At 30.4% G+C, this 17140-nt stretch carries 21 protein-coding genes; 20 read left to right on the forward strand and 1 reads right to left on the reverse strand.

Features of this window, described 5'->3' with window-relative positions; translation table 11 throughout:
- The first annotated feature begins 50 nt into the window (after positions 1-50).
- The 8 genes from HM992_RS18500 to HM992_RS18535 all read left to right on the forward strand — a co-directional run bounded on the left by HM992_RS18500 (position 51) and on the right by HM992_RS18535 (position 5979).
- Complete coding sequence (locus HM992_RS18500) at positions 51-773, forward strand: hypothetical protein (protein ID WP_179320980.1); 723 nt, start codon at positions 51-53, stop codon at positions 771-773.
- Positions 774-949: 176 nt separating this feature from the next.
- Positions 950-1750 carry a DUF695 domain-containing protein gene (locus tag HM992_RS18505; RefSeq protein ID WP_229720532.1) on the forward strand — a complete coding sequence of 267 codons (801 nt, stop codon included), beginning with the start codon at positions 950-952 and terminating at the stop codon, positions 1748-1750.
- A 170-nt stretch (positions 1751-1920) separates the two neighbouring features.
- Positions 1921-2577: a hypothetical protein gene (locus HM992_RS18510; protein ID WP_179320982.1), complete on the forward strand. Its 657-nt coding sequence runs from the start codon at positions 1921-1923 to the stop codon at positions 2575-2577.
- Positions 2578-2741: 164 nt separating this feature from the next.
- Positions 2742-3143 carry a GNAT family N-acetyltransferase gene (locus tag HM992_RS18515; RefSeq protein ID WP_179320983.1) on the forward strand — a complete coding sequence of 134 codons (402 nt, stop codon included), beginning with the start codon at positions 2742-2744 and terminating at the stop codon, positions 3141-3143.
- 213 nt (positions 3144-3356) lie between these two features.
- Positions 3357-3824, forward strand: a complete 468-nt coding sequence (locus tag HM992_RS18520) for a hypothetical protein (protein WP_179320984.1) — start codon at positions 3357-3359, stop codon at positions 3822-3824.
- A gap of 148 nt (positions 3825-3972) precedes the next feature.
- On the forward strand, positions 3973-4755 hold the full coding sequence (locus HM992_RS18525) for a hypothetical protein (protein WP_179320985.1): 783 nt from the start codon (positions 3973-3975) through the stop codon (positions 4753-4755).
- Between the two features lie 192 nt (positions 4756-4947).
- Entirely contained in the window at positions 4948-5250 is a 303-nt protein-coding gene (locus HM992_RS18530; RefSeq protein WP_179320986.1) for a hypothetical protein, read from the forward strand.
- Between the two features lie 393 nt (positions 5251-5643).
- The gene (locus tag HM992_RS18535; RefSeq protein WP_178983655.1) at positions 5644-5979 is read left to right on the forward strand and encodes a hypothetical protein; all 336 of its coding nucleotides are present in this window, start codon (positions 5644-5646) and stop codon (positions 5977-5979) included.
- Positions 5980-6299: 320 nt separating this feature from the next.
- Here the strand turns inward: HM992_RS18535 and HM992_RS18540 are convergent, their stop codons facing one another.
- Positions 6300-7292 (reverse strand): IS110 family RNA-guided transposase, encoded by a 993-nt coding sequence (locus tag HM992_RS18540; protein WP_179320917.1) that lies wholly within the window; start codon positions 7290-7292, stop codon positions 6300-6302.
- Between the two features lie 236 nt (positions 7293-7528).
- Between HM992_RS18540 and HM992_RS18545 the strand changes: the two genes are divergently transcribed.
- From HM992_RS18545 to HM992_RS18600, 12 genes are all read left to right on the forward strand, one after another.
- A complete protein-coding gene (locus HM992_RS18545) occupies positions 7529-8524 on the forward strand; it encodes a hypothetical protein (RefSeq protein WP_179320987.1) in 996 nt (331 codons plus the stop codon).
- Positions 8525-8682: 158 nt separating this feature from the next.
- Entirely contained in the window at positions 8683-9318 is a 636-nt protein-coding gene (locus HM992_RS18550) for a hypothetical protein (protein WP_179320988.1), read from the forward strand.
- 72 nt (positions 9319-9390) lie between these two features.
- Entirely contained in the window at positions 9391-10152 is a 762-nt protein-coding gene (locus HM992_RS18555) for a suppressor of fused domain protein (RefSeq protein ID WP_229720533.1), read from the forward strand.
- Positions 10153-10898: 746 nt separating this feature from the next.
- A complete protein-coding gene (locus tag HM992_RS18560; RefSeq protein WP_179320989.1) occupies positions 10899-11444 on the forward strand; it encodes a hypothetical protein in 546 nt (181 codons plus the stop codon).
- Between the two features lie 148 nt (positions 11445-11592).
- Positions 11593-12114 (forward strand): hypothetical protein, encoded by a 522-nt coding sequence (locus HM992_RS18565; protein ID WP_179320990.1) that lies wholly within the window; start codon positions 11593-11595, stop codon positions 12112-12114.
- Positions 12115-12160: 46 nt separating this feature from the next.
- Positions 12161-12520 (forward strand): hypothetical protein, encoded by a 360-nt coding sequence (locus tag HM992_RS18570; RefSeq protein ID WP_179320991.1) that lies wholly within the window; start codon positions 12161-12163, stop codon positions 12518-12520.
- A gap of 147 nt (positions 12521-12667) precedes the next feature.
- Positions 12668-13165 (forward strand): hypothetical protein, encoded by a 498-nt coding sequence (locus tag HM992_RS18575; RefSeq protein WP_179320992.1) that lies wholly within the window; start codon positions 12668-12670, stop codon positions 13163-13165.
- A 156-nt stretch (positions 13166-13321) separates the two neighbouring features.
- The gene (locus HM992_RS18580) at positions 13322-14017 is read left to right on the forward strand and encodes a hypothetical protein (protein ID WP_179320993.1); all 696 of its coding nucleotides are present in this window, start codon (positions 13322-13324) and stop codon (positions 14015-14017) included.
- 165 nt (positions 14018-14182) lie between these two features.
- Positions 14183-15304, forward strand: coding sequence for a protein kinase family protein (locus HM992_RS18585; protein WP_179320994.1), 1122 nt, complete (start codon positions 14183-14185; stop codon positions 15302-15304).
- 151 nt (positions 15305-15455) lie between these two features.
- The gene (locus HM992_RS18590; RefSeq protein ID WP_179320995.1) at positions 15456-15983 is read left to right on the forward strand and encodes a hypothetical protein; all 528 of its coding nucleotides are present in this window, start codon (positions 15456-15458) and stop codon (positions 15981-15983) included.
- Positions 15984-16171: 188 nt separating this feature from the next.
- Positions 16172-16537: a transposase gene (locus tag HM992_RS18595; RefSeq protein ID WP_013869214.1), complete on the forward strand. Its 366-nt coding sequence runs from the start codon at positions 16172-16174 to the stop codon at positions 16535-16537.
- A 194-nt stretch (positions 16538-16731) separates the two neighbouring features.
- On the forward strand, positions 16732-17140 hold a 409-nt coding region (locus tag HM992_RS18600), incomplete at its 3' end, for a DDE-type integrase/transposase/recombinase (RefSeq protein ID WP_179320996.1).

Raw genomic sequence — 17140 nt, forward strand, 5'->3', positions numbered from 1 at the left:
CCACGCAACAAATCATATATAAACACGTTACCCAACATTTGCCAAAAACTATGATAAACTTAAATAGTGATGAATTTAAAATTAATCATTGGGGAATATTATACTATTATGATGATGACCTTGACAATCTGCTAATAGCGGAAAGGAAACTTATAGAAAATTCCGAAAAATATAGTAAAACATTAATTAAAGAGTTTCAAGCTAAAGTTGAAAATGATGCTGAATTACAAGCTAAACCAAAAAATTATGAAGAAGGCTCAATGCAAGCTCAATACTATGGACATTACTATGGTGATACTGAAAAGATAAATAATCAAATATTACAGAATTATAGAAAAGCGTCATTGCTTTCTATTTTTTCTATTTTGGAAGGACAATTAAAGCTTATTTCAAAATTAGTTGAAGATGAATTTGACTTCAGCGTAAAAACAAAACATATTACTGGAGGTGATTATATTCATAAATATTGGTTATATCTGACAAAGGTTTTTGAATTAAATCCAGCGAATGTTCAAGACGAATATAATCTGATAAGACAACATAAATACGTTCGGAATAAAATTGCTCACAGCAATTCCGAAATTGATGAAAATAAACTGCAATTTGTTGAACAGACAAATGGACTATCAGTAAGAAAATTCGGAAATGACAATATTCTTGAAATAAGTAATGATGAGTATGTGACTGAAATTTTGAATTTAATTAAAACTTTTTTTAATAAATTAATTAAAGATGTTGATAGAAGATATGGTGAAATAAAAAACGTTGGGTAACACCGTGTATAATTAATTGCTAGGTTCTTGCCTACTTGCGAAAATTCCTGCGGAATCTTCACAGGTTCGTAAAAGTTTACTAATTTAGTTGCTTAACCACGCAACTAACCATACACAAAACCGTTGCCCACAATTTGAAAAAACATCATCGAAACATATTAACCTTTATTTTATTTATGGGATTTTTAAGTAAAATCTTCGGACAATCTGAACCGAAAAATGATTATCAACCTGATTGGACATTTTACTTTTCGAATGTAAATGACAAATTAAGTTCAATTGCAACCGATTTGAATTTAATGAATGTTGCACCAATAAAAGGACAAGAAAATGTAGTTTATGTTTCAATCAAAATGCCTAATCCAAAAGATAATGGATTGTCGAGTAACGAAGATGCGGATGAATTATGGAAAATTGAAGACGTAATAATAAGCGGATTTGATAAAATAAATCTGAATTACACTTTTGCAGGTCGACTGACTTCTAACGGATTTCGAGATTTGTACTTTTTTGGAGAAAACACGATTTTAATGGAAAAAGAAGTCTCATCTGCAATGACCCAGTTTCCGAATCACAAATTTGACTTTGGACATAATGAAGATAAAGAATGGAACGGATATTTTGACTTTCTATATCCTTTGCCAAGACAAATGCAAATAATCCAAAACAGAAGAGTTCTCGAACAATTAGAAAAAGGTGGAGACAAACTAACGAAAGAAAGAGAGGTTTTTCATTGGGTTTATTTTAAAACTCAAAATGAAATTGACCAATTTGAGAAATTTACAAATGATTTAGGTTTTAAGACAAAAAATAAAGGAAAAACAGAACAACCGAACGAATATAAATTTGTTATTCAAATATCACGAATTGACAAAGTTGGTTATGACGAAATAGATGAATATACATTGGAATTATGGCAAAAAGCATCTGAATTAAATGGAGATTATGATGGTTGGGAAACATCAATCGAGGAATAAAAACTGTGGGCAACACCGTGTATAATTAATTGCTTTGTTCTTCCCTACTTGCGAAAATTCCTGCGGAATTTTCACGGGTTCGTGAAAGTTTGCTAACTTAGTTGCTTAACCACGCAACTAACCATACACAAAACCGTTGTGCGTCATTAAAACAAACCCTTGAAATCAGAATGAAATTATTAAATACAATCGAAATTGAACCTTGGGATTATGCGAAAAACGAATATGAATCACCTTCTGTTTCGAAAGCTGAAAACCCAAAAGGCTGGAGCGATTTCTGGTACAAATGTATTTCTGATAGTAATTTACAAGACTTACAACCGATTGAACTTGGCTCATACTTGGTTGACATAAATAAAATCGGAGAACCTGAATTAAAAACCATTATTGAAAAAGAACTTAAGGACGTTGATTTGTCAGATTATCAAGAATACGTTGGACAAATAATTGGCGGAATTGTAGTTTTAGAAAATGAAATGATAATACTTGAACCAACTTGTTGCGGAGATTTATCTGATATTCAAAACTGGGAAGAAGTTGGAAATACGGAATTAAATAAATGGACTCAATTATGGATTGGACATCCTTGGGTTTTCTACAAAAGAACTGACAATTACATTGCAATATCCGATTACACTGATTACAATTTAGAAGACTTTAAAAATATATCGGAAAAACATAAGCTTTCAGAACAAGAGCTTTTGTCTGAAATTAAAACAAGTCGGAAAAGCCAAATCGAATTTAAAAACCGAATAAGTAAAATTTTAAAAGAAATGGAAATTAATAATGCTAATGAAATTGCTAAATTGATGACCGGTAATAAATAACGAACGCACAACACCGTATATAAAAAATTGCTGGTGTTATACTAAAACAAAGGTCGTTGCACGTTTGCTACATCTGATTTTCCTTCGGAAAATCCTCGAACGCAAACACGCAACTTTCCATATACAAACACGTTGTGCGTAAGCTAAAAAAACCACGAATTCGAATGAAAAACATTGAATTTAAAGTTGGAATTGTTCCAAAGACATCTGAAATAATTGAGGTTTATGATAGTTCAGGAATAAATAGGCCAACAAAAGATAGCGAACGAATTACGAAAATGTATGCAAATTCAAATCTGATTATAACTGCGTGGTTGAATAATGAACTTATTGGAATCTCACGTTCAATAACTGATTTCTGTTATGCATGCTATTTGTCGGATTTAGCTGTGAAAAGTGAATACCAAAAAGAAGGAATTGGAAAACGACTAATTGAATTGACTGAAAGGGAAATCGGAATAGAAACTGCGCTGATTTTACTTTCGGCACAAATTGCGATGGAATACTATCCGAAAATTGGATTTGATAAAATTGACAATGGATTTATAATTCGTCGGACAAAATAAAAATTAAACGGTATTGAATAATAAAACGCATAAAGCCTACGCACAACACCGTATAAAAATAATTGCGGTTTAGTGCTTAAACAAAGGCAATTGCGTGTTTGCCTGCATCTGATTTTCCTTCGGAAAATCCTCGCATACAAACCCGCAACTATTCTTATACATCAACGTTGGCAAACATATAAAAAACCGACTAATCGAAATTTTAAAACATAAATGAATCAAATATTAATACAATCAATTGTTCCGATACTCTTATTAATTCTTGGAGGAATTGGATGGTTGTATAAGCACGAAAAAGAAAAACGATTAGAAGTTGAAAAACAATTGTCGGAAAGAAAATATGATGTTTATATCAGACTATTAACTGTTTTCTTTGACATTCTTAAACAAGTTAAAAAAGGACAAAAAACCAGCTCTCAAAAGCTAATAGATAAAATGATTGACATCAAGAAAGAACTTATCATATTTGGGAGTGACGGAGTTCTTAAATCATTTTTTCACTGGGAAAAAGTCGCAGATGGAAAAGAAAATTTATTAGCATTAGCAACTTTGGTAATAGAAGTTAGGAAAGATATGGGAAATGCAAAAACTGAAATTAAAACCATTGATTTTCTCAAATCTTTGGTGCAGACGGAAAGTGACTTTGAAGAATTAAAAGAACAAGGATATAGACTTGAATAAATACGATTTGCCAACACCGTGTATAATTAATTGCTTCATTGAGCTTACTTGCGAATATTCCTGCGGAATATTCACGGGTTCGTAAAAGTTTGCTAACTTAGTTGCTTAACCACGCAACTAACCATACACAAACACGTTGGCAATAATAATGAGACAAACTTTTAGCATATTAATAATCGTTGTGATTTCAATCAATGGATTTGCTCAATGCGATGATATTGAAAAATTGGAATTAGGCGGAACTTATTCTTCTAGAACTCGAAACTATATTCCTTTTGAAATAAAGCATAAAGATAAAATAGAAAAAGAAGACACTTTTTATCCATACGACATAAAGCATATTGAAAAATATTCTGATTTTATTCTGCTTAAAGCCAAAGAGTATATTGTTGAACGCTCTAATATTGACTTTTATAATAAATTAGAAATGGGACAATTTCAGGTAAATTACCCAAAATCTGTAAAAGCAAAATATGGCAAAGAAAAATTATACAAATTATCGAATTACAAAGTAACCTATTGGATTCTTCATACTTATCGGAATAACGGTTTTGAATATGCATTTGGATTGGAATTCGACAAAGATGGAAAAATGATTTCTGAAAACGAATTCCCTGATTTCTCACTCAATCCTGAATTTGAAAAACTGAACGAACCTTGCCTTGCGCTAAACAAAGTCAAATCTGATGAGAGATTTAAGGACAAGAAAATCGAATTTATTGAATTGGCGTATCTTGACGAGATTAATTCATTTTGTTGGTTAATTAAAGAAAAGACAGACCAACCAAAGGAATTAGGCTTAAATCATTACGAAATTGAATTATTTTATGTCAATGCCAACACAAATAAAATAGAGCTAATTAAAGAACAAAATGGAACCATAATAGCTTGTGGATTTGAAAAACCGAAATTTGTAAAAAATAAAGATTGAACAAAATTACTATTGCCAACACCGTGTATAATTAATTGCTTGGTTCTAGCCTACTTGCGAATATTCCTGCGGAATATTCACGGGTTCGTTAAAGTTTGCTAACTTAGTTGCTTAACCACGCAACTAACCATACACAATCACGTTGGCATTCATTGACAAAAAAACTCAAAATAAACGAATTAGGAAAAAATAATGAAAAGATTAATAATTTTACTCATACTTTCTATTTCAATTTGTGCTGGAGAAATATTATTATTGATTGACTTATTTCCTCAAACAGGTTTAGCAAGAATACTTTATGTTCCATTCTATATAATTCTAATGATTTCATTAACAATTATACTTTTTAGGAAAATAAAAAACAAAGGAAAAAATGAGCAAATAATATATTGGATAATTTTTCATTTTTTAATTTTTAACTTTATTATTTGGTCTTGGCCACAAGATGGAAGAAGAGTTAACGTAATTGGAGAATTTTATAGTAAATTTTCATAAATAAAACGTTTTAATTTAAGCAAACTATGAAATCTATAACAAAGGAATTATTATTCAAAATTTGAATTTAACAAGTTGTGGAATTGCTCACTCAACCGGAATTGAAAAAGTTTGCGGAATAAATCGCTGAATGAATTCACTCAAATGCTGAAAAAACAAAAAAAGAATTAACCAGAATAAGAATAAGTCGGAATAAAAAAACAACGAAATGCCAACACCATATATAATTTATTGCTGGCTTTTTGCCTACTTACGAAAGTCCTCTCGGACTTTCTTGGTTGGTAATTATTTACTAAATTAGGTGCTTAAACCACGCAACAAATCATATATAAACACGTTGGCATTCATTGCGGAACGCACTCTGAATCGAAAAATCTGAATTCAAAAAAAATAATGAAAACAAAAAAAGAAAATTATCCTATTTACTCAATAGTTCTTTTAGTTTTCGGGTGGTTATATTTTTTCATCATTAGTTACTTAAATGAAATCGATTTTCAAGAGCAATTTATAGACGGAATCTTAATTCCTTTTGCAAGGTTAGGAAAATATGACACAATTTGGTTTAAATTAATTGCTGTCGGATTTGGAATGATTAGTTTATACTTTAGTTTTAAAAGTAAACCGTTGATTCAAAAAAAGTTAAGAATATTTTTGATTTTATTGTCAGTACTATTAATAATTATGAGCATTGTTGCTTTTCCGAATTTAATATTCCTTTATTGGATTTAGAAACTGAACTGTATGTGGAATTTAGCAAGTTGTGGAATTGCTCACTCAATTGGAATTGAAAAAGTTTGCGGAATAAAACGCTGACTGAATTCACTCAAACGCTGAAAATTGGAAAACGGAATTTAGTCGAATAATTAAAAACCTGAAAAAAACAACGAAATGCCAACAACGTGTATAATTAATTGCTTTATTCTTCTCTACTTGCGAATATTCCTGCGGAATATTCACGGGTTCGTAAAAGTTTGCTAACTTAGTTGCTGAACCACGCAACTAACCATACACGTATTCCAAGATCAAATCCTAGTAATATTTAGTTTTTTTTAGGCTGCATATTGCTGAAGAACGACATAAGGTGTTCCTCTTTTTACTACGGCAAACGCTCTAGCTATCAACTTATTTCTAACATTATTTATGGCCAGCATTTTATCCTTCCCCTCTGCTAATTTTCTATTGTAATATAATCGTAATTCACTATCATGTTGTATTGCTGAAACACTTGCCATACTTAGCAAACTCTTCATTTTTCTATCACCTAAATAATGGCATTGCTTTCTTTTGTAAATACTAGTGCCTGAGCGATGTTCAAATGGTGCTGTACCACAATAACTAGAAAAGGCACGCCAACTAGCAAAACGTGTAAAGTTACCTGTGTGGTAGATAAGCTGACAGGCAACAACTAATCCAATACCTTTAAGACTTGTTAGCAATTCATAATTCTTACTCATCAGTGCATCAGAAGATATAATCTCTTTTATACGTTCCTTTATCGATTTAACTTGCTTTTCTTGGTAATCAATACTACGTTTTAAGACAATACAACCTGTGTCTGTTGTGGGACTAGATAAAAGTACTTTCATCTCTTTTAATGTCCCTTTTAAGCCTGCATTGTTTCTAACCAGTAGATCCCGTAACGCTAGCAATCTACCTAATTCTAAATGAGACTTACTCTTAACTTGACTTGGTTTTAATTCTTCCCGGTAAAGCCAAGCGTAACGAGCTATTAATGCCGCATCTAATTTGTCAGTCTTTTCTTTAACGATACCTGAACTACGCTTAATCTTTAATGGACTTTCTTCTACATAAATAATCTTTCGACTATCTAGATACAGCGCTAATTTTAACGAATAATAGCCTGTATTCTCAAAACAGTAAAAAACATCAACTCCTTTTGTAGTTTTTAAAACCCATTTTAATAAGCTTTTATATCCTACAATATCGTTAACAAACTCCCTGTGTACTTGAGATTGGTAACAATAAGCATCTAGTGTTTTTTTTGAAACATCGATTCCAACGACTTCTTTGTAATTTTTCATATTTTTACAATTAAAGTTTATAATTATGTTGCTTTAACTACTTCCTTTATCGGGAGTTAATACTCCTGGTATTCCAAATGGTTCTTGGCAACTTTATAGAAAGAGAGGACTCGTACGTGTAAGGGATCACTAATCTAAAACACGTTATAGTTCTCCTCTTTTTCTATATAAAGATATTTATTACAAACTAAAGAAACACGTTGTAAGCAATTAACCAAAAGCACCTCACAAGCTGAATGAAACATTATCTACCAGAAGAACTTGACATTAAAAATGGGTCTGAAAGTGAACAAATAAGAACAAGAAAAATATTTGACGACCTTAAAGAGAGAGCTCTCAATGGAAAATTTCTCTTGGAACGAGAAAAAGAGTTCTTATGTATGGGACTGAATCTTACAATACACGAAAGCGATGGTAGGCCTGAAAATTTCGATTTTTGTAATGATTATATTTTCCGAGAATTATACTTAACATATTTCCATAATAATCTTGCTGGACCATTTCATAAAGCGAAAAAAGGTAAAATAGTAGAAGTCTCACAAAGAGAACAAATAAAAGACTTTAAAAGACTTCAGTCTATTTCAAATCAATGGTATAAACAAATTGAAATTACAAATCATAAAGACCAAGTATTACAAGAATTAGCTATTGAGACAAGAAAAGACTTAAAAGAACTCGATAAAAAATATCCGAGATTAATTAGAAGATTTCGAGCAAAGCAAGATAAATATAGGTTGCAAAAAGACAAGATAATTTTACAATCTAAATTTCTTTACCATATGATTAAGTCAATGAAACAAGACTATGACCAATCAGAATTTGAAATACCTTTCTCTGGTCAAGTAGTCGAATTAACTGATTATTCATTGGTTCACATTACAAGTAGGCATTATGCAGAACCTATAAAGGATAAACCCGAAAAGTCATTTCACTACCAAAATTTTTACCCTAAAGAGTTACACATTGATTTAAGAAACATTCTGACTGAAATCGACAAACTTGGGCTAATTGACTTAAATCTAACTGACAACGTGGTTTTTGAATTTGATGGAGTCGTTTACCAATTATGGATTCAAAAAAGAACTAAACAAGTCAAAGGGCAAGGAAATGTTGAATTTAACCGAATTCAATCATTTTATCCAATTTATGACCAAGAGAAACTGTCGGAAATCAATACGAACTATGATAAAACAAAAATTAACGATAAATTAGAACTTTACGTAAAAAAATAACTGCTTACAACACCGTGTATAATTAATTGCTAGGTTTTTGCCTACTTGCGAATATTCCTGCGGAATATTCACAGGTTCGTAAAAGTTTGCTAATTTAGTTGCTTAACCACGCAACTAACCATACACAATCACGTTGGCAGTAAGTTGAACAGACATCTATGAAAAAAATTACATTTCTACTATTATTAGTAATTACATATTCTTGTAAACAAGAGAATGAACCATATTCGATGTATGGATTGTTAAATGAGGAATTTGTTTATTCAAGTGAAATGCTTAAAGTTCAAATTGCGAAAAATCTAACAAATGACAATCTGATTAATAATGAATCTGCAAAAACTTATGACAGTTTGACAAGCGAATACTTAAAGTATTTGGACAACACCTACTCTGAATTAATTAATCATCCGAAAATAGAAAAAGATAGAAGTTACGATGGAGAATTTTCTAAAAAAGAATATATAAACGATTTATTTTTTACTGGAGACGAATACAATGAAAAAGGAACTGAATTCATTTCTAAATTGGAAAAATATCGAACTGAAATTTTAAAGTTGATTAAAGATAAAAATTTAGCTAAACGAGTAAATGTAACATTAAACACAATGTACATTCAAAATCGTGAAGGAACGAAAATTAAATATCTGAATTACATATACCAAGATATGCCCTTAATTAGCGTGTTGACACATATGAAAAATAAAGAAAAGTCGATTCTGGAATTTGAAAATGACTTTCTGAAAAACATACAACTGAAAAAACAAAAACCTACTGCCAACACCGTGTATAATTAATTGCTATGGCAAGTGCTTATTTGGAAAATTCCTTCGGAATTTTCTCTGGCAAGTTTTTGTTTACTAAATTAGTTGCTTAACCACGCAACTAACCATACACAACAACGTTGGCAACAAGCTGAAAACGAACTTATGGCTGAATACAAAAATCCGTTCTCGGACAGAAAACATTACCACGAACACGCTGAATGGATTGATGACCATTTAAGCAAATTCTTTGATGATAAGTTAGTTTCAGTTTTTCACGAAATCCCGACTTTGGATTTACATCTTGATGTTTATTTAATAAAACCTGAAAACTCGTCATTCAACATACTTTTGACTTCTGGAATGAGTACGTTAAAAATGAATGTTGACGAACAAGCAGAAAACCAAAAAGATTTGGAATTTGCCGAATTAATGATGCTTATTCCAAAAACTATTGAATTCGGACAAGTTTACTCTGGAGAAAATAAAAATGATTGGATTATTTCGATTCTTAAAAGAACTGCGAAATTCCCACACTTTTATGACACTTGGATTGGAATTGGACACACAATACAAGCAGAAGAAGATTTAACGCCTTACGCAACTGATACTGACTTTGTCGGAGCTTTAATTCTACCTTCTGTAACTTTCGATAAGGATTTTACCGAAATAAATAAAAACGGACGGAAAATAAATATATACAATGTGCTTCCACTCTATAAAAACGAGATGAAATTTAAAATAGAAAATGGATATAGTAAATTATTGGATTTATTAATTAAAGCGAATGGAAAGGAAGTTCTGGATTTGAATAGAGAAAATCTGATTTCAAAAAAGTCCGTTTGGAATAGAATATTTAAGAACTAAAAAAAGAAAAGCCAGTTGCCAACACCGTATATAATTTATTGCTAGTTCTAGCCTACTTACGAAAATCCTCGCGGATTTTCTATTCGGTTTTTATTTGCTAAATTACGTGCTAAACCACGCAACAAACCATATACAAACACGTTAACTACAAGCTGTCTCGCCAACTAACATTTTTCTTAAATTGAAACATCGTAAGCCCTAATTTGATTAATTACTCAGATGGATAATTAAATCTGAAAAGCATTACGCATTGCTTACGGTTTGACTTCATAAACCAAGAAAAATAGAATTTTAAAAGATAATTTAAAGAAACCAATTTTGAGCTTACTCTACTCTATTTGAAATTAAAACAACTAAGATAATTTTAGATTAAAAAGATCAATAAAGTAAATCAAGATTGAAAAGCTTGTGTTTATCGTTACGGTTGAACTGTACGCAGGAAAACCAATCTGAGCTAAACTGGATTCGCTAAACGGAGTAATACGCTTAAACCATTGCTAAAATTAGAATTCCTAAATTATATTTATTGGAAAATTTAAAAATCTGAAATCTGTATAAATAGAAAAAAAGCCGGTAGTTAACACCGTGTATATTTAATTGCTTGGTTTCTGCTTATCTGGAATATTCCTTCGGAATATTCTCAGGTTCGTAAAAGTTTACTAATTTAGTTGCCTAGCCACGCAACTAAGCATACACAAACACGTTAGCAGTTATATAAAAAAAACTCAGAGAATTCAAGAATAGATATGGATAAATTCAATATTAAAATTTTATCTCACGAATGGATATCGAATGAAAATACTGAAACCGATTTATGCTCTCACGGAAAACTTGAATTAACAATTGGAGAAGAAATAATATTAAATGAATCTGATGGAGATTGGACAATCAGTACATCTGTATTACAATTATTGAGATGTATTGAGCCAAATCCTGATACTGAAACTGATTTTAATCCAATTATGTGTTGTGGAATGTTATTAATGTTAGGTTGTCCAATTGGACTGTATTTTGATTTAAAACATAAAAACGGAAAAATAGTAATTAGAAATATCAAAAAACAGTATGGAACAAATGATAATGAACACGTTTTGTATCCTAAAATCGTTGCGGAAATTAATACGTCTGACTTTGCAATAAATATTTTGAATTTAGCAAAAGAAGTTAAATCATTTTTCAATAACGAGCCGAAAAAAAATCTTGATGATGATATGGATAAAGAACTTTGGGTTGAATTTTGGAATGAATTTAATGAGTTATATAAAAACGGAATTGAAAAATACAACTGCTAACACCGTGTATAATTAATTGCTTCATTGAGCTTACTTGCGAATATTCCTGCGGAATATTCACGGGTTCGTAAATGTTTATTAACTTAGTTGCTTAACCACGCAACTAACCATACACAACAACGTTGTAAGCAATTTAAAACAAGCACATTTGAAATTCGAAATACCCTTTAAATCTGACATTTATTTAAATCAAACTGAATTAATAATTCCATTGATTTATAAGCCATATCTGAACGACGCAAGGGAATCTTTAATTGTTGGTTTAATATCAACATTAATCGGAATTTCAATCATAATCGGAAAATCGTATCTCGGAATTGTTTTTATCATATTAGGAGTTTTTTACGTTGCTAAAGCATATCCGAAATTTCAATTATATAATAAACTCAAAAGCACATATTTTGAGAAAATAAAAGAAAAAATTGCGGAAGTGGAATCTGATTTTGGTAACGGAATATTTGAATTTAAAGACGAGTCTATAAAATACGTTGACAAAAATATAACGCGTGACATAAAATGGACTGAATTCAAAGGATTTAAGATAATGGACTCGAATTTAATTATGCCTTTGGAACCAGAAAAAGGAGATATAATGATAATTGGAGAAAATGAAGTTGGTAATGAGGATTTTAAAAAGATTGTCGAATTTGTAAAAACTAAACTTAAATAAAAACTGCTTACAACACGTTGTATAATTAATTGAGACTGAATTTCCTATGAGAAGAATATTTTTAATGACATTAATATTGAGTTTTACCTCATGTAATTTTGAAAAGAAACACGAAGCTTTAACTGAAAAAAAATGGATTTATATTGAAATTGGTCAAGATACTGACGCCAAATATGGTGAAATATCACTTGAACATTTAGACTTAATTAATAATAATGATAATAGTGAAAAAATAATAAAGATTTCCAATGCAAGGTACATTGACGAGCTTGACAGCATAGTTAAAAGAGTTTCAGAATACGATGAAAATAAAAGCGGTACATTTTTTTATAAAATAAAAACTATTGAATATTTAGAAGTTTTAAAAAAAGACCCTTTTGGAAACAAAGTCGAATTAGAAGAATAAAAAAAACAGCTTACAACAACGTGTATATTTTATTGCTAGTTCTAGACTGCTTACGAAAATCCTCGCGGATTTTCTATTCGATTTTTATTTGCTAACTTAGTTGCTCAAACACGCAACAAAGCATACACAAAACCGTTGTACAACATTTTGAAAAAAACTTTCGTAATCATATTGACCCTAATTGGAATTCTTGTTTTTGGACAAGAAAACAAAATGGCTGAAATTGATAATCAATCAAAATTAATCGATTCTGACACTGAATTAATCGAGTCAAATTTTGACTTGACTAATGAATCTAAATTAAGAGTTTGGCATAAGGAAAAACGAATTTTCAAAATAGTCCAAGAAATGAATGTTGATTATGGAGAAATAAAATCGGAAATCTTTTTAGTCGGAAATAAGCCAATTAAAATAATTGAATCTGAAAGCACGAATTTCTTTCTTACTGACTCTATTGCAAAAATTAAAGGTTACAGTATAGATATCGAAGAAAATTTCCGAGTTGTTTCATACATAACTAACTGGAATAAAAAACAAAGAGAACTAATCGTTTCTGGAGAACCAACTGAGAAAAAAAATATCTCTTACGAACTGAATAAATATGCTGGAATTATCAGAAAAGCCGAAAAATTAATTAATGAATAAAAAAAACGTTGTACAACACCGTGTATAATTAATTGCTTTTTTAGGCTTACTTACGAAAATTCCTGCGGAATTTTCTCTGGCAAGTAAAAGTTTGCTAACTTAGTTGCTAAACCACGCAACTAACCATACACAAACACGTTGTGCATAATTAAAAAAATGAATAGAACTTTAATAATATTCTTCTTAATTTCAATTTCTGCTATATCACAAAACAATCCAACAGATTTGAAAGAGTATGGTTTTTTTGGTAAAATCAAGAAAATGACGACTACAAAGTTTTCCGCTATGTTCAAAGACGGAGAATGGAAAATCGATTCAAATCAAATCCAATCAAAAATCATATTTGAATTTAACAAAGTTGGTAATATTGAACGAACTGTTGAATTCACTTATGATGAAAATAATCATATCACAAAAAACGTGTTTGATTTCAACTTTAAAAATGATAGAAAAGAACACTATATAAAATCTGATAGTACTGGAATTTTGGAAAGAGGAAAATATGATTGGTTATCACCTTATAAATATGAACTGATTTCTGTCGACAATAATGGAATAAAAAATGAAAGCTATTCTTACTTAAATAATGATTTTCGAGATATTAGCGGTGGAACTAAAAGATTTGAAAATGACTCACTTACTTTTGAATTCAAATACGTGAATACATTGGATAAAAATGGAGAAATTTTATTCTTGAATATGGATTATATTACAAGCGGATTTAATGATAAAATAGCCATTTCGGATAAAGAGTTTGACGAGCAAAATAATATGACCAAATTCTCATTGAAAAGTGTAGAATCTAATCAAGTTTATAGTTTTAATGTTCGAGAAATTGAGTATTACGAGTAAATAACTATGCACAACACCGTGTATAATTAATTGCTTTGGCAAGTGCTTATTTGGAAAATTCCTTCGGAATTTTCTCTGGTTCGTTTTTGTTTACTAATTTAGTTGCTTAACCACGCAACTAACCATACACAACAACGTTAGGTGTAATTTGAACAAACAACAGAAATGAAAGGAAAACTAATCCAATTTTTAAGAACGAAAGATTTTAAATTTATCGAAGAAATTGGACAAGGTGGGACTGGAAGAACAGTTTTACTTGAAGACGAAATTATTAACGAACGTTTTGTTTGCAAGAAATACTCACCTTTTTATGATGAACACAAAAAATTATTCTTTACTAATTTTAAAGATGAAATAAAACTTCTTCATCTTTTATATCATCAAAATATCGTTAGAGTATTCAATTACTATTTATACCCTGAAGAATATACGGGTTACATCTTAATGGAATTTGTAAAAGGACAAAATATTGCTTCTTTCTTAAAAGATAATCCTGACAAAATAAATGATATATTTAAACAGACTGTAGATGGCTTTATACATTTAGAGTCTGCTAAAATTTTACATCGTGACATCAGACCTGATAATATTTTAGTTTCAGAAACAGGAATAGTTAAGATTATAGATTTTGGATTTAGTAAAAAAATAGATTTTGAATCGGACTTTGATAAAAGTATATCATTAAATTGGCGATATACACCACCGAATGACTTTAATGAAAAGATTTATGATTTTAGAACTGAGCTATATTTTGTAGGTAAACTTTTCGAAGAGATTATAATCGAAAATGACTTTCAAAATTTTGCATACAAGGAACTTCTAAAAAATATGGTAGATATTGATTATAATAGTCGTGTATCATCATTTTTTGATTTGAATAGAAGAATAATAACAGAATTAACACCGGAAATTATATTTAGTAAAGAGGAGAAAAAAATCTATCAACTCTTCGCTGATGATTTACAGAGTATCTATTCTAATATTGACCTTGATTCTGAATATGTATCTGATGTTCAAAAAATAATAAAAGGAATTCAGGAAGTTCATAAAAATTCGATTTTAGAAGAGAATCTACAAAGCCAAAGTGCGCTTGCAAGATGTTTTATAAAGGGAAATTTTAGATATTATCCGCATAGAGAAATTAAAGTAGATACTGTATATGATTTCTCGAAGTTTATTAGTTCTGCTTCGAAAGAAAGACAAAAAGTTATTTTAAACAATTTATGGCAAAGATTAGATAATATTGATCGATTTGACCCAAATGAACAAGATGATTTACCATTTTAAAAAACTACACCTAACACCGTATAAAAATAATTGCGGTTTAGTGCTTAATCAAAGGTCGTTGCGTGTTTGTAACGTCTGATTTTCCTTCGGAAAATCCTCGCATACAAACCCGCAACTATTCTTATACATAAACGTTAGAGCAAATTTGAGAATGAAACCAGCTTATAGAAAAACATTAGTAATTATTCCAATAATTTTAATACTTGGTTATATAGTTTTTGACTGGAATAAGGTTGGTGGTAAAAGTTTCGAAGAAGCTGGAACGGATTTCACAAAATCATTTAACGCTGAAAGGAAAAAAATGAACCTACCAATAATTCCTGACAATTGGAAGAATTTAAGTCCATTGGAATATAAAGTACAGACTTGGGAAAATCCTGATTTATCTTTGCCTTCTCATTCCGAAAAAACAGTTATTGCGACCTATGAAACTGCGGAATTTCAAAGTGAAGTCGATAGATATAATTTAAAGAAAATAGGAGGAAAATATTATCAGGTAGTTATTGAGTTTTCGAAAGCTGAAAACCAATGGTACTGTACTCTGAGAGAAACTAGTCCTCACCCAATTGATGTAAATCGAAAATTACTAAGAGATGCTGGGAATCTGATTTCGGAATTGACGCTTGAACAGGCAACAGATACTCTAAGAAAGTATGGAATCGAAAGATTAAATTATTAAAAAACTTGCTCTAACACCGTGTATAATTAATTGCTTTGGTCACTGCCGACTTACGAACATTCCTGCGGAATATTCTATCTGTGATTTATTTGCTAAATTAGGTGCTTAAACACGCAACTAACCATACACAATCACGTTGGCAGCAATGCTGACCCGTCCTGAATAAAGGCTACATAATTTTAAACATTATGTACAAAAATGACAAAGTAATTAGACGGTATTCAGAACCATTTAAACTGAAAATTTTAGCGGAACTTACAACCGGAAAACACACAAAGAGCGAACTTTGTAAACTATACTCTATTGCACCTACAACAGTCAATGAGTGGATTAAAAAGTATAATCGTAAAGACTTAATGAACACCAGAGTAAAAGTGGAAACGAAAGACGAAATATCTAGAATCAAAGCATTGCAAAAAGAGAATGAAAAACTTAAAAAGCTACTGCTTAAAAAGGATCTGGATGCAATGGTAGAGGAATCTTATCTTGAAGTAGCTGCAGAAAAATTAGGATATAAAAATGTTCAGCAACTTAAAAAAAAACTCAATATCTAGCTTTTATTAAAACTAGAAATAGAGCTAAGGGATTTGCTTCTTTATCTACTATAGCAAGTTGTTTTGGACTTAAACGTGATGCGTATTATAAATACAAATCTAGAGCTGATAAGCGTTTAAAACTAGAACAACAGATTATAAACATAGTCAGTAAAAAACGCAAATCCCTTCCTCGAGAAGGCGTACGTAAACTCATGAAATCATTAGATGATGAGTTTACAAAAGCCAACATTAAAGTTGGTAGAGATATGCTATTTAATGTCCTTAGAAAACATAATATGCTAACACTTAGAAAGAAAACTAGTGCAAGAACAACGAACTCGTATCATCGTTTTTATAAATATAAGAACATTATAAAAGACTTAGAAGTTACTAGAGCTAACCAAGTTTGGGTATCTGATATTACATACATCAGAACCGTAAAAGGGTTTTGTTATCTAGCCTTAATAACAGATATGTATTCTAGGAAAATTGTTGGTTATGATCTTAGTGATAGTTTGGAACTAAAAGGGTGTGTAAGAGCACTAAATAAGGCCATATATCAAGCCAAAAACATTAAACAACTTATTCATCATTCAGACAGAGGCATACAGTATTGTAGCA

It is taken from the genome of Winogradskyella helgolandensis, assembly GCF_013404085.1.
GTDB lineage: Bacteria > Bacteroidota > Bacteroidia > Flavobacteriales > Flavobacteriaceae > Winogradskyella > Winogradskyella helgolandensis.

Bases quoted from the DNA above. Each gene is read 5' to 3' on its own strand.
- HM992_RS18525 (WP_179320985.1), top strand. From the start codon at position 3,973: ATGAGACAAACTTTTAGCATATTAATAATCGTTGTGATTTCAATCAAT.
- HM992_RS18550 (WP_179320988.1), top strand. From the start codon at position 8,683: ATGAAAAAAATTACATTTCTACTATTATTAGTAATTACATATTCTTGT.
- HM992_RS18585 (WP_179320994.1), top strand. From the start codon at position 14,183: ATGAAAGGAAAACTAATCCAATTTTTAAGAACGAAAGATTTTAAATTT.
- HM992_RS18520 (WP_179320984.1), top strand. From the start codon at position 3,357: ATGAATCAAATATTAATACAATCAATTGTTCCGATACTCTTATTAATT.
- HM992_RS18500 (WP_179320980.1), top strand. From the start codon at position 51: ATGATAAACTTAAATAGTGATGAATTTAAAATTAATCATTGGGGAATA.
- HM992_RS18590 (WP_179320995.1), top strand. From the start codon at position 15,456: ATGAAACCAGCTTATAGAAAAACATTAGTAATTATTCCAATAATTTTA.
- HM992_RS18515 (WP_179320983.1), top strand. From the start codon at position 2,742: ATGAAAAACATTGAATTTAAAGTTGGAATTGTTCCAAAGACATCTGAA.
- HM992_RS18545 (WP_179320987.1), top strand. From the start codon at position 7,529: ATGAAACATTATCTACCAGAAGAACTTGACATTAAAAATGGGTCTGAA.
- HM992_RS18530 (WP_179320986.1), top strand. From the start codon at position 4,948: ATGAAAAGATTAATAATTTTACTCATACTTTCTATTTCAATTTGTGCT.
- HM992_RS18540 (WP_179320917.1), bottom strand. From the start codon at position 7,292: ATGAAAAATTACAAAGAAGTCGTTGGAATCGATGTTTCAAAAAAAACA.
- HM992_RS18535 (WP_178983655.1), top strand. From the start codon at position 5,644: ATGAAAACAAAAAAAGAAAATTATCCTATTTACTCAATAGTTCTTTTA.
- HM992_RS18560 (WP_179320989.1), top strand. From the start codon at position 10,899: ATGGATAAATTCAATATTAAAATTTTATCTCACGAATGGATATCGAAT.
- HM992_RS18510 (WP_179320982.1), top strand. From the start codon at position 1,921: ATGAAATTATTAAATACAATCGAAATTGAACCTTGGGATTATGCGAAA.
- HM992_RS18595 (WP_013869214.1), top strand. From the start codon at position 16,172: ATGTACAAAAATGACAAAGTAATTAGACGGTATTCAGAACCATTTAAA.
- HM992_RS18505 (WP_229720532.1), top strand. From the start codon at position 950: ATGGGATTTTTAAGTAAAATCTTCGGACAATCTGAACCGAAAAATGAT.
- HM992_RS18570 (WP_179320991.1), top strand. From the start codon at position 12,161: ATGAGAAGAATATTTTTAATGACATTAATATTGAGTTTTACCTCATGT.
- HM992_RS18580 (WP_179320993.1), top strand. From the start codon at position 13,322: ATGAATAGAACTTTAATAATATTCTTCTTAATTTCAATTTCTGCTATA.